At 36.9% G+C, this 12,974-nt stretch carries 11 protein-coding genes; 3 read left to right on the top strand and 8 right to left on the bottom strand.

Going from position 1 to position 12,974, the window contains the following annotated elements:
* Window positions 1-105 precede the first annotated feature (105 nt).
* A complete protein-coding gene (locus ACZ5R4_RS20160; protein ID WP_277678767.1) occupies window positions 106-1,068 on the top strand; it encodes a LacI family DNA-binding transcriptional regulator in 963 nt (320 codons plus the stop codon).
* Between the two features lie 17 nt (window positions 1,069-1,085).
* Here the strand turns inward: ACZ5R4_RS20160 and ACZ5R4_RS20155 are convergent, their stop codons facing one another.
* The 5 genes from ACZ5R4_RS20155 to ACZ5R4_RS20135 all read right to left on the bottom strand — a co-directional run bounded on the left by ACZ5R4_RS20155 (window position 1,086) and on the right by ACZ5R4_RS20135 (window position 5,108).
* Window positions 1,086-1,844 (bottom strand): sugar phosphate isomerase/epimerase family protein, encoded by a 759-nt coding sequence (locus tag ACZ5R4_RS20155; RefSeq protein WP_109983580.1) that lies wholly within the window; start codon window positions 1,842-1,844, stop codon window positions 1,086-1,088.
* Complete coding sequence (locus ACZ5R4_RS20150; RefSeq protein WP_464367898.1) at window positions 1,845-2,840, bottom strand: hydroxyacid dehydrogenase; 996 nt, start codon at window positions 2,838-2,840, stop codon at window positions 1,845-1,847.
* Window positions 2,841-3,009: 169 nt separating this feature from the next.
* Complete coding sequence (locus ACZ5R4_RS20145) at window positions 3,010-3,621, bottom strand: hypothetical protein (protein ID WP_054787106.1); 612 nt, start codon at window positions 3,619-3,621, stop codon at window positions 3,010-3,012.
* Window positions 3,622-3,718: 97 nt separating this feature from the next.
* Window positions 3,719-4,087, bottom strand: a complete 369-nt coding sequence (locus tag ACZ5R4_RS20140) for a VOC family protein (protein WP_054787107.1) — start codon at window positions 4,085-4,087, stop codon at window positions 3,719-3,721.
* Between the two features lie 10 nt (window positions 4,088-4,097).
* Entirely contained in the window at window positions 4,098-5,108 is a 1,011-nt protein-coding gene (locus ACZ5R4_RS20135) for a dienelactone hydrolase family protein (protein ID WP_109983583.1), read from the bottom strand.
* 181 nt (window positions 5,109-5,289) lie between these two features.
* Here ACZ5R4_RS20135 and ACZ5R4_RS20130 point away from each other — a divergent pair, with 181 nt between their 5' ends.
* Window positions 5,290-5,541: a YkuS family protein gene (locus tag ACZ5R4_RS20130; RefSeq protein ID WP_054787109.1), complete on the top strand. Its 252-nt coding sequence runs from the start codon at window positions 5,290-5,292 to the stop codon at window positions 5,539-5,541.
* A 184-nt stretch (window positions 5,542-5,725) separates the two neighbouring features.
* Entirely contained in the window at window positions 5,726-7,123 is a 1,398-nt protein-coding gene (locus ACZ5R4_RS20125) for a Na+/H+ antiporter NhaC family protein (protein ID WP_109983584.1), read from the top strand.
* 148 nt (window positions 7,124-7,271) lie between these two features.
* On the opposite strand, the gene ACZ5R4_RS20120 is transcribed toward ACZ5R4_RS20125, so the two are convergent.
* The 3 genes from ACZ5R4_RS20120 to yicI form a co-directional block, all read right to left on the bottom strand.
* Window positions 7,272-7,925 (bottom strand): SGNH/GDSL hydrolase family protein, encoded by a 654-nt coding sequence (locus ACZ5R4_RS20120; RefSeq protein WP_464367897.1) that lies wholly within the window; start codon window positions 7,923-7,925, stop codon window positions 7,272-7,274.
* A gap of 410 nt (window positions 7,926-8,335) precedes the next feature.
* Entirely contained in the window at window positions 8,336-10,525 is a 2,190-nt protein-coding gene (locus ACZ5R4_RS20115; protein WP_464367896.1) for a YhgE/Pip domain-containing protein, read from the bottom strand.
* Between the two features lie 184 nt (window positions 10,526-10,709).
* A complete protein-coding gene (gene yicI / locus ACZ5R4_RS20110) occupies window positions 10,710-12,974 on the bottom strand; it encodes an alpha-xylosidase (RefSeq protein ID WP_464367895.1) in 2,265 nt (754 codons plus the stop codon).

Raw genomic sequence — 12,974 nt, 5'->3', positions numbered from 1 at the left:
AACTAGACAATTCATTGCAATTAGCATAAAATATCAAGTAAAATAAGTCAAGTTAAATTTTACTATTAGTTTTACTTACTATGTATTTGGAAGGATGTTATTACTATGGCAACTATTAAGGATATCGCTGAGAAAGCTGGTGTATCCATCGCAACCGTTTCACGTGTTTTAAATTATGATGCAAGTCTATCTGTAGGAGAGGATACAAAAAAACGGATTTTCGAAATTGCGGAAGCACTCTCTTATCAAAAAAAATCCTCTCGTAAAAAGCTATTTCGTCGGGTTGCTTTTATTCACTGGGTTACAGAGGCAGAGGAATTGTCAGATCTCTATTACATGGCGGTTCGACATGGTATAGAAGAAGAAGCGGAGAAATATCATATACATTTACTAAAATATCTACTCTCAGAAATTGACCAAATTCCTAATGATATAGATGGAATTATCGCAGTTGGACGCTTTAGTAAAAAAACACTTAATCAACTTAAAATGAAATCCAATCATGTTATTTTGATCGAGTCAGAAATGAATGAAGGCTGTGATGCCGTACTAACCAACTTTGAAACGGTTATTCAACAGGCTACCGATCATTTAATCGAAAAAGGGATGGAAAAGGTTGGTTTTATAGGAGTAAAGGGTACTATTGATAAGGATATTCGTGAAAAGGCAATGAGAAGCTATTTAGCTGAGGCCAATAGGCTAGATGAATCCCTATTTTTAATTGGAGATTATCATGTGGACAGTGGATATGAGCTAATGAGTCAATTTATCGAATCATACAGTAATCAACCAATCGGTTTTGTTACAGCGAATGATCCGCTAGCAATTGGAGCAATTAAGGCATTAAATGAAGCCAAAATAGAAATACCTCAACAAATTAGCATTGTCGGAATTAATGATATCAGTGTATCGAAATACATTTATCCGGCATTAACAACTGTTCGGATTGAAAAAGAATTAATGGGAAAAACGGCTGTAGGTTTACTAATGGAGAGATTGCGTGAAGAACGAACAGTGGCGAAGAAAGTGTTCATTGATACTGTTTTAATCAAAAGAGAAACAACCTAAAAGGTATTTAGGTTGTTTCAAATGATGTTATCTATCCAGTCTTTCAATACTTTTGCATCTCTTAAAAACTGCTGTTCATCATCCTTCTTAACAAATTCCATTAATAGATGACGATCTCTCTTGTCCTCTACTATTTTTCTCAGATAGGCAAGCCATTCCTGCTCTCCTTCTGCTAGCGCATAACGTTTTTCCCATGTTTCCCAATGAAAAACATGGACATTTGAGATCCATCTCCTAACCGCTTCAATACTTGCTAAACGCTCTTCCACTGAAGCTTGATTCATCGGCTGCCAATAAAGGAATACATTGTCATGTGAAATCTCTTCCATTAGCTGACGGGCACTCTCCTTTGTATCGGTTAACGTACCATTATGATATTCCAAATGGATGGAAATACCCTCCTTCTCAGCTATTTCTGCAATTCTAAGTGCATCCTGGATTACCTGCTGCCGGTAAATTTGATCCGCCTCATTACTACCTAAACCACCTGGCCAAACTCGTATTTTGGTGGCACCTAGAGCACTGGCAGTCTCTACTATTTTCTCAAAGGGATAATCATTTCTATCTCCAACACGGTAGTAGGACCCGTAGCTCGCTACTTCCATTCCATAGCTCTTCGTTTTTTCTGCTACCTTCCTCGCATGATCAAGATCGTCTGGGGGAACATGAACATCTCCTCCCCATTCTACACTGTCTAATTCAGCCTTAGCGGTGATTTCTAGAACTTCTTCTACTGTTTTATGACGGAATGTAACCGAGCATATACCTAATTTCATTCATGCCATCCTCTCAAATTGTGCTTTCGTAATCCTCCACTTAAGATTTTCCCCTTTAATATATCGGCCCAATTCTTGTAGCATATATTCTCCCATTCTTCCACACTCTATGCCTTCGCTTCCTGCAAGATGGGGGGTTAGCACGACATTTTCCATGTGATAAAGTGGTGATTCCTTCACAGGTGGCTCTGGATCTGTTACATCGAGAACTGCTGTTATATCTGTTCTTCTTTGAAGTACTTCTATCATTTCTACTTCCTTGACTATAGCCCCTCTTGCGGTGTTTAAAAAGCTCGCCCCTTGTTTCATTTGTTCAAAATGCTCTCCTGTTATCATGCCAATCGTTTCAGGTAATAAAGGAGCATGTAAGGATACTACATCGGAAACCTGAAAAATCTCTTCTAAGGTTGTTAGCTTTACCCCAAGCTTTTCAGCTTCCTCTTTAGAAACAAATGGATCATATGCTATTACCTCCACATCAAACGACGAAAGTAGTTGGGCAACCTGCCGTCCAACCGTGCTCAGTGAAATGAGTCCGACTATACTTCTAAAAGCACCACATATAGGAAAAGGCTTTTGCGGAAATTGTCGTTGTTTGCGAATTCCTCTAACAAATTGCCAGCCATTCTTTAGACAAAATAATATTTGAGATAAAGTGAATTCGGCTACTGGTTGTCCATTTGCATTTACTGCTGTTGTGAAGATTATTCCTTTATTCCACGCCTCCTCTGTTGCTAATTGTTTAATAGAGCCTGCTGCATACAATACTGCTTTTAAATTTGGCGCATAATCGAGTAAATGTTGATCTATTTTAGGTCCTCCCCAACCAGTCAACAAGATTTCTACCTCATTTAAAATGGACGGATCCTGTTCTAACTCACTGGCGGTCAATTGAGGAGAAGGTATGTCCACTAGCTGCGCAATTTCTTCCCTAATAAACGTTGGATACACAAGATCAAACGGTTCTCGGTTCATTACATAAATAGCTTTTTTCATGATAAAACTCCTTTATCTTCTATATTAGTTCATATATGGCGAGAAGATTGATCAATATTTTACTTAAAATAATGTTATTATGTTTTTCTTGAAAGCAATGGGTTCGATAAGGCATTTCATTTCTAATGTTAAAACGACAAGCGTGAGTCACCACTTGTCGTCCTTTTTGTTATGGTAATAATGCTTCTAAAAAGTCATCTGTTAAATCTACTTGTTCAGCATTGGAAGGAAAAACTAATACGCGACTTTGATAATGTTGATTATCCTGAAATACATCCAGCTTATTTGACTTAATTCCATAAGCAGTTCCACTGCCAAAGTCAACAACTTCCACCCCATGTTGTTTGAGTTTTTCTACATCAAATAAATCTTCAATAGGAGTAAGCCCTTCTTGTTCTACTAGATCTAATGCAAAGCTTTCGTCTGTTACCATTACGTCCACCATTCCAGCAGCAATTTTTGCTATTAATTTCTGTACTTGATCATACGACTGATTAGACAAATCGCCACCATCATAAATAATATTATCTACCGCTACTTCGAAATCCTCGTAGTGAGCTTCATTGATTTGATCAGAAAATACATTCACTTCGTCATAAGGTATGGGAGCAACTACCATCATATTGTATAGAACCTCGTCCTCTTTCAAAACACTCGAGATAATAGATCCTAAAATAAACAAACCCGCTATAATACCTATAATATGAATCTTATAATATTCCCAAATATAATCAACTGCCTCTTTAAAAGACATCGTTTTCAAAGTTTCCCATAGCTTCATTTGTTTCTATCCCCCCAGAAAAGCTTTCTTTTTTAAAAAGTATAACATAATGAAGAGAAATAGAAATCGTTTACTTAATATTTTCACAGACTTTCCATTATTTCCATTCCAGCAATTCCAAGCGATTTCCAAAAGGATCATTTACATATATTCTGTTAGCGCCAGGAAGATTATTGTCATCCATAAACTCAATATGATGGTTCGTGAGATGGTCCTTTAATCCATCCAAATGTTCCACTTCAAAGGCGGGATGTGCTTTCTTAGCAGGTTGGAAAGGATCTTCTATTCCAATGTGAAGCTGATAGTCGCCAAATTGAAACCAGACACCACCACGTTTCTTCAAATTTTCTGGTTTTTCTATCTGTTTCATTAATAATATATCCTTAAAGAAATGAATAGCCTTTGCTTCTGATCCGATTGGTGCAGCGAGTTGAACATGATCAAGTCTTTTCCAATTAAAACTCATAATACCACTCCTACAAGAGTTGATTTTTTAACCAGTCGTATGCTTTTCGACCACTAATTTCATGTGAGCCTGGAAATATGTCATAAGCAAATTTTTCCGGTCTGTTATGATATGCCTCTTCTATTTCCTTTATTGCTTCTAAAACAGATCGATGTGGAAAAATAGGATCTTTGTCTCCGGCTTCGATAAACAATGCCCTTGGTGCGATTAAGGAGATCCATTCTGGTAATTCTGCAAAATTTAAAATGCCTGGTACATAGTTATCAATACAATGGCGCATAGCCATAATGCTACCTCTAAATGTGTTGGTGAATCCTGTTAGTACGGTTGCCTTCACTCGTAAATCTAAAGCGGCAGTATATGCAGTTACTAATGCACCTCCTGAAAAGCCCATCATTCCTAGTTTATCTGCATTAACATCAGGATGTTTTTCCATATAAGAGAGCACTTGACGAGCCTCCCATATTCTCAAGCCAGCAAGCGTCTTCCCTTCCATCAAAAGGTTTGTCGCCATCGCTTCACAGGAATTTTGCTTTCCTTGTTTGATATCACGAGTTAACATCCTCTCCCCAAATCCAATTACTTCCGGAGCAAATACCTTTAACCCCTTTTTGACGAGTTTGACAGCAAAATACTGGTGAATGCCAGGTTCCCCGTCATCCTCCTCCCCGTTTTCCTTAAGACCAACAATTTCCTTCACACCATAACCATGTCCATGTAATGCCAAGACCGATGGATAAAAATTTTGCTCACTTTTTGGTGTTAATACATACATTTTACATTCTAATAAAGGAGTAATAGGAAATAGAAATAATTCACGAGTATATTCTGGAAATTCTCTTTTCTCCAATAATTCTGGTTTAGCTGTTAGCATTTCCTCTTCCAATTGGGAGAAGTCACCCAATAAATTTAGTAGACCTGTTTTTAGTGTCAGTTTTCTTTCGACTGGACCAACTGCTTTGACGGAATCTGTTAAAGCATGATCGTAAAACTGATCAAACAATTCATCTAATTTATTCATTCACACTACTCTCCCTTTTTATAGCTTTGAAAACGTTTTTTTAGTTGTAGTTCTATTATAAACTAAATTTGAAATAGAGAAAGTAAAAAAATTTAAATTACGATTTAGAGTTAGAATTTTGTGAATAAATCAAGGAGTTACGACAAACATTAAAATGATTGAAAATCAAGGAGGTTTTAATATGGCACGCATTGGTGTAGAAGAGTCTTTAACAGATGTACAGCAAAGACTACAAGAGGATGGCCATGAAGTGATTACATTAAGACAAGAACAAGATGCAAATGGTTGTGATTGCTGTGTCATTTCCGGTCAAGATCAAAATATGATGGGGATGCAAAATGCTGTGATTCAAGGTTCTGTCATTAGTGCTCATGGACTTAGTGCAAATGACGTATGCCAAGAGGTACAACAAAGATTACAACAGCAACAGTAATCGAAAAGTATGTTATATCAAATGAGCACAAGTGATGTAATCATACATCACTTGTATTCATTTAGACATCATTTTCTACTTTAGGTGCTTGCTTTTCTTTATGAGACTACTAATGTTATAAGAATATTTTCCACTATTTTCACACAACCTAACAAAAATCTGATCAACCAAAGGAGAGGAAAGGATGGAAGGAAGCTGGATTTCAATTATTCCATTTGTCGTTGTTATTATTACTGCGATCAAAACAAAACAAGTTTTTCCTGGGCTCACGCTTGGACTAATTGTTGGAGCATACTTCGTTGAACCTTCCTTACTTGGGGGGATTCAAAGAGCAACTCAATATATTGTAGATAGCTTAACAGATATTAATAACTTAAAAATTATTATTTTCTTATATATGTTTTCTGGACTTGTCGGAATAATCAAAGTGTCTGGCGGGATCAGAGGATTTGTGGATCTAAGTGCTAAAACGATTGATTCCAAAAAAGAAGCTGTTCTTTTAACATGGGCTTCTACTCTTGGGACCTTTAGTGCTCCAAGCTTTCGTATCGTTACCGTTGCGCCTATTATGAAGGCTTTATTAAAGAAAATAAAAATGACAAGAAAAGAACTTGCCTTTATGATCGAAACAAGTACACAGCCTGTTATTGTTTTAATCCCTATTGCAACAGCATTTGTAGGATATATGGTGTCTGTTATTGAAATGGGGTTACAAAACCAGGGAATTGAGGCAGACTCCTATACGCTGTATGTTCAGAGCATTCCTTTTAATTTCTTTGCCATTTCAATGATTATTGTTGGTACACTATTTGTTTTATTTCGCCATTCAAAGGAACGGGTGACACACGAAGAAAATGACCCATCTGTTGTGAAAGAAGAACAAGAACAATCCTCTGAACATGAGACACCTTCTAGACCTTGGAACCTGATTATCCCTGTTGCGCTTGTTATTATTTTTACCCTGTTTTTAACATGGTGGGATGGCTACTCCAAGGGATATGATTTTTTTCAAGCTTTTATCCAAGCAGATGTGCTTGAGGCAATGGTTGTCGCCTTATTCATCACATTGTTAGTAACAATTGTAATGTTGCTCTTCCAAAGAAATTCATTAAAAACAATGATTCATGAATTTATCGAGTCTGGTAATAACTTAATGTCAGTAATATTACTTCTTTCTGTTGTTTGGGCACTATCTTCTGTAACAGAGGACTTAGGCTTTTCTGAGTTTGTCACCAATAATGTTAGCTGGGTACCAGCCTTATTTATTCCACCTGTCATGTTTGTCATTGGTGCTTTTGTTTCCTATTTTATCGGCTCCTCTTGGGGAACGTGGGGGATACTAATGCCACTTGGTATTTCATTAGCAACAGCTGCTGATGCTCATTTACCATTAGTTATTGGGGCAGTTTTTGCAAGTGGATCGTTCGGTTCTATATCATCACCATTAAGTGATAACAATAACACGATTGCACAAATCCTTGATATCAATGCACTTTCCTATGCGAAATACAAGCTATTACCTGCGATCATCTCAGCAGGTATTGCCACTGTTTTGTTTGGCGTAATGACCTTTATTCTTTAAAGGCTTTGATACCATAATTAGGGATTTGCAAAAATACGATCGACATAAATTAAAGGTGCAATACCTGTCAAATAGTAAAATAGCTGTTGAATTAAAAGGTGATAGAGGAAGGTTCGTAAACCTACTCTACCACTTTTTTAGTTGAATTTTATTTCGTCCAATCAAAGCCTATTTTGTTTAAAAATGCTTTTGCTAAAATAGTATGACCTATTTCATTTGGGTGCACTCGGTCCCATGCAATGGTTGCAGCATATAAATTTTTTAGAATTTTGTTAAAGGCAGCCTGTGTATCAATAAATAAACAACCTTCTTCCTCCGCTATCTGTTTCACCACTTTTCCATACTGGTCCATTTTCGCTCTCATTAGATCATTTTCATTTATTTCTATGTAATATGGGGTCATTAAAAGAATATTCTCAGTCTGTAATTTTGACTCTTTAACGAGTGCTGTTAAAGTCTCCTGATATTCTTCTATGTATACATGGTGATCCTTAATAAAAGGGGAATCGAACTGTCGCCATACATCATTTATTCCAATCATAATGGATAACCAATCAGGATTTTGTGTAATGACATCCTCCTGCCATCTCGCTTTTAAATCACGCACTGTATTTCCTGAAATTCCTTTGTTAACAACTCGAATTCCTAATTCAGGATAATTCGCTTTTAGGAAAGCATCGACAATGGAAACATATCCATTACCAAGCGCATGAAACAAGCCTTCACCATGTGGCTTTGCACGATCACAATCTGTAACTGAATCTCCAATAAATAATAATTTCTGCCTTTGTTCTAATAACATGAAAATCCCTCCTCAACCATTTTATTCTATCACAACCAGAGCGAAAAGGGAGCGCTTTCCTGATTTTTAAGACGATTATTTGGATTAATCTAAAACACCCGTGCAAACATGGTTTTTTAGAGGTGAGTTCACGATTAGTCCTACTCTTGACACAAATGATAGAGGGAATACATTTAGAACTATTACTTTACGATTTGAATAGTGAACTCACCATTCTCACAAAATGGCCTTAGAATTTTATTCATTGTGAGCTCGTTCAAACTATCGTGACTTCATATCTGGTTAATGTGCTGTAACTAGATCGATTGTGAGCTGAAGTTTCTTTATTGTGCTCTCAAGCTCTCTAATGCAAGCTCAGTCTTCCCTATTGTGCATTTTTAAAAAAGTAGGAAGATAAAATCTCCCTACTTTTAATGAAACAAGCCTGATTCTTTTGATTTCTTTTTTAGTTTATTCGTGTAATGATTAATTGGTTTCTTCAAAAATGCTCCGATAAGAATGGCGGCAATCCCGAATAGTGTGAGTATCGAAGCGTCTGCATAGACCTTATCCCAAACTATTCCACCTACTGCCTCCCTCATGAGATTAATTCCATAAGTAAAAGGCAAAAATGGGTGAATTACCTGAAAGAATTCTGGTAATAAAACAGCAGGATAAGTACCCCCAGCTGCTGCGATTTGTAGGACGAGAAGTACAATCGCCATCGCCTTTCCGACATCTCCAAAGACGGACACTAATGTGTAAACAATAGAGATAAAAATCAAGCTAATCAATAATCCGAAGAGAACAAACCATACTGCCGAGTCTACGCTTACTCCTAATAAGAATAAATCTCCAAAGGTGACGATGAATGTTTGTAATATTCCAATGACATAAAAAGTCAGTAATCTTCCAAAATACATATGTCTTTCGGTATAAATAGAAGGATCATGTGGCTCTGTAGACATTAGAGATATTAATAATAGTCCACCAACCCAAATAGCTAAAACAGTGTAGAATGGTGTCATTCCTGTTCCATAATTCTCAATTGGAAAAACTTTATTCGTATCTAATGTCACAGGCTCCTCAAAAAATCCCTTTTCTGCATTCGGATCATTTTGGAGGAGCTTAATAATCTCTTCCATATCTGTTTCGCTTTGAATGCTTCGAATTTTGTCAGCTAATGTATTGATCTTATCATTTACATAAGGGAATTCGCCTAGCACATAATTAAGCATTTCTTCTCCTTCGGCTAGGTTTCCTTCGGTATTATTCAACATTTGTTCAATTTCTGGTAATGTATTTTGGACTTCCACTAGAATGTTTTTCGCAGTCGTCAACGTTGATTCTGCTTGCTTGATTTCTTCTTCTACTCTTGGTGCGATGGTTTGTTGATATTCCTTTACAAAAGAGTCAATGGTTGTGTTCACATCATCTGAAAATTGTGTTAATGATTGAAACCTTTCATCGATTTCCTGTTGTTTCTCCTGTATCGTTGATTCAACTTCTGATGTATTTGTCTTCATTGTGTTTATTGATTCTTTTATTGAAGCAATTTGATTTAATGCTGTTTCAATTTGTTGATCATTTTGTTCTGATTCCCCATTATCGGGATTATTTTCGTTATTATTTTGCTCCTGTAATTGTTTTAATGCCGTTTCTATTGTGTTTAAGCTTTCTAACGTACTATCTAATTGCCCATTTACCTGATTTAAAATTTCACTACCTTGAGTAATTTCTGGTTGATTATTCTCGATTTCATGGAGAAAATCATTAATTTTTTGGCTAGTGGATTGGATCTTTTTCAAATCCTGCTCTATCTTTGGTGCCATTTCCTTCAAGCGATTCTCCGCTTTTTCCAAATAGCCAAGCGTATCATTCACTGTAGTTAGACCATTATTTGCTGCATCTTTCACAGTCGGGATTAAGCCTTGGGCATCATTAATCATCCCTTCAGCTTTATCTGCATCGCTAAGGGATTGATTTAATATTTGATGAATTTCTGGTAAATTTTCCTCCAGTGTAAAAATATAGTTTTCAAATCGCTTAATATCTGGTAAAGATTGTTCCATTTCTATACCAAGATCATTAAACATCTCAAAGATTACACCATTTACTTCCGAAATAAATTGACTACTCACCTTATCAACAATCGCCCCCGCACCTTTATCTGTAATCTTTGGTGCGATTGCATTAATCTTTTCGTTCACGTAATATTCTATGTTTGCTTTTTCCGGGTTGTCAGTGATCACGGTTGATAATTTCTTTGAAAAATCCTCTGGTATGATGATTGTAGCGAAATAATTACCATATTCTAGCTCATCCATAGCTTTTTCTGTGGTCACAAATTGCCAATTCATCGTATCATTTTCTTTTAATGAATCCACCAGTGTTTCTCCTACATCAATTGATTCACCACGAACTTCCCCACCGGTATCTTCATTCACAACACCTATTTTTATATTTTCTGTTCTTCCATACGGATCCCAGGATGCCTCAATATTCATCCATGCATATAAGGATGGTAGGATAATCAAACCACCCAATAATATAGCGGCAACCCAATTTGTTGTTCCATGCTTTAAGTCTGTCTTAAATAGATGCCAAAAACCAAATTTCAATTTTTCTTCGCCTCTTTAATAAAATTTTGATAACCAAAATTATAACACTACTTAAGGTTATTATGAAAGGAATACCATTAATAATGAAGCTTCTCGGCAAGACATTCCTCATGCCTTGCACGCCTATAGTAAAAAAGCTATCTTACTGGTTAGATTCAACCAATAAAGATAGCTTTATTCTATATTATAGCTTTATTTTCACTTGTTCTGTACCTTGCCCTGGACTAACCTTCGTATGTCCAACCACTTCAACATGGTATGATTTATCCAATCCTTCAACATGAATGAGTAATTCATTATTTTTTCGAGTTACTTCAATGGAACCTACCTCTTTTCCGCTTGCTTCAACTAACCTCTTGCGGATGATTACTCCATCCTCGATTTGGTAAAGCTTAAAGGTTACGCTATCGACATAATCATAAACTGGAGTATCCTCACTCATGCCAATCGGTAAAATGGTATTCGGACGAACAAACAATGGTAAGCTAAAATAATCATATGGCTGCTTAAGCCATGTTCCACCCTCCACTACTTCCCCTGTTAAAAGATGTGTCCACTTTCCCTTTGGTAAGTAAAAGGAGCCAATCCCTTCCTCATTAAAAATTGGAGCAACTAGTAGGCTATCTCCTAACATATATTGACGATCGAGCGTTTCACAAAGTGGATCTTCAGGAAATTCCAATACCATGGATCGCATGACTGGTATCCCTGTCTTACTATTTTCTACAGATTGTTCATATAAGTATGGCATCAAACTATTTTTTAGTTTCGTAAAATGGCGTGCTACATCAACAGCTTCCTCATCGAAATTCCATGGAACACGGTAGGATGAGCTACCATGGAAGCGGCTGTGGCTAGACAGTAGTCCAAATGCCGTCCAACGTTTAAACACATCTGGAGTTGCTGTATTTTCAAAGCCACCAATATCATGACTCCAATAGCCAAAACCGGAAGTGGTTAATGACAAGCCTCCTCGTAAGCTTTCAGCCATAGCATCATAGGTAGAGTCACAATCTCCTCCCCAATGAACGGGGAATTTTTGACCACCAGCTGTTGCAGAACGGGCAAAAACAATCGCTTCTTCTTCCCCTTTTTCTTGTTTCAGTAGATCAAATACGACATCATTATATAGATAAGCATAATAATTGTGCATTTTGTTTGGATCAGATCCATCAAAATAAACGACATCTGTTGGTATTCTTTCCCCAAAGTCTGTTTTGAAGGAATCCACTCCCATATCGAGTAATCCCTTTAGTTTTTCCTGGAACCACTTACTAGCTTCTGGATTAGTAAAATCAACAATTCCCATCCCTGCTTGCCATAGGTCCCATTGCCAAACATCACCATTCGGTTTCTTCAATAAATAACCTTTTTTTAGACCTTCATCAAACAGAAGCGATTTTTGTGCAATATATGGATTGATCCATACACAAATTTTTAAACCCTTATCCTTCAATCGTTTTAGCATTCCTTCTGGATCTGGAAAATTACGACGATCCCAGAGGAAATTGCTCCATTCAAACTCCTTCATCCAAAAGCAGTCAAAGTGAAAGACACTTAATGGTATGCCACGCTCTGCCATACCATCAACAAAATGATTGACTGTTTCTTCATTATAATCAGTTGTAAAGGATGTGGATAACCATAAACCAAATGACCATGCAGGTGGTAATGCTGGGCGACCAGTTAATGTTGTGTAGCGACTGACCACTTCTTTTGGTGTTGGTCCATTAATGAAATAATAATCAAGATATTCTCCTTGTACACTAAACTGTGTACGAGAAACGGTTTCCGATCCAAGCTCAAAGCTTACCTCCTCAGGATGGTTGACAAATACACCATAGCCTTTACTGCTTAAAAAGAACGGAATATTTTTATAGGATTGCTCGGAGCTTGTTCCACCATCTTTGTTCCAAATATCTACCGTTTGGCCATTTTTTACAAACGGGGTAAAACGCTCACCTAATCCATATAAATGTTCTCCAACGCCAAGCTTTAGCTGCCCACGCATATATGTTTTCTCCTCTGGACCATTAATCCAAGCAAGTCCTTTGCCATCAGCATCCGTGAGCTTTCCATTCTGATTTTTGAATGACAAGGCAAAATCCTGTTTCTGTAGTGTTAAATACAAACCACCACTGGAAAAGGAAATTTCATCTTCTTTATCTTCTACGTTGATCGTATTTACCCCATCTAATACATCAAAATTTGGATATTTTGCTTTTTCTCCTTTAAAATGCCATGTTTGAACACGAATCACATCATCGATAGGAGAGGACAATTGGATCGTTAATAAAGGACCATCTAGTGTATCCCCTCGATGATTAATATACTTACACGGTGCATATAAGGTTATGGCACCATTCTGCTGTTCCACCTCATGAATTGTTTTTGGAAAATGTATTTGATAACCCTCTCGGATCATCCAATTACCATCTGTAAATTTCAT

Source organism: Gracilibacillus sp. JCM 18860 (genome assembly GCF_055395245.1).
Note: the sequence above shows the minus strand (reverse complement) of the source record. Positions and strands in the feature narration are given on the sequence as shown.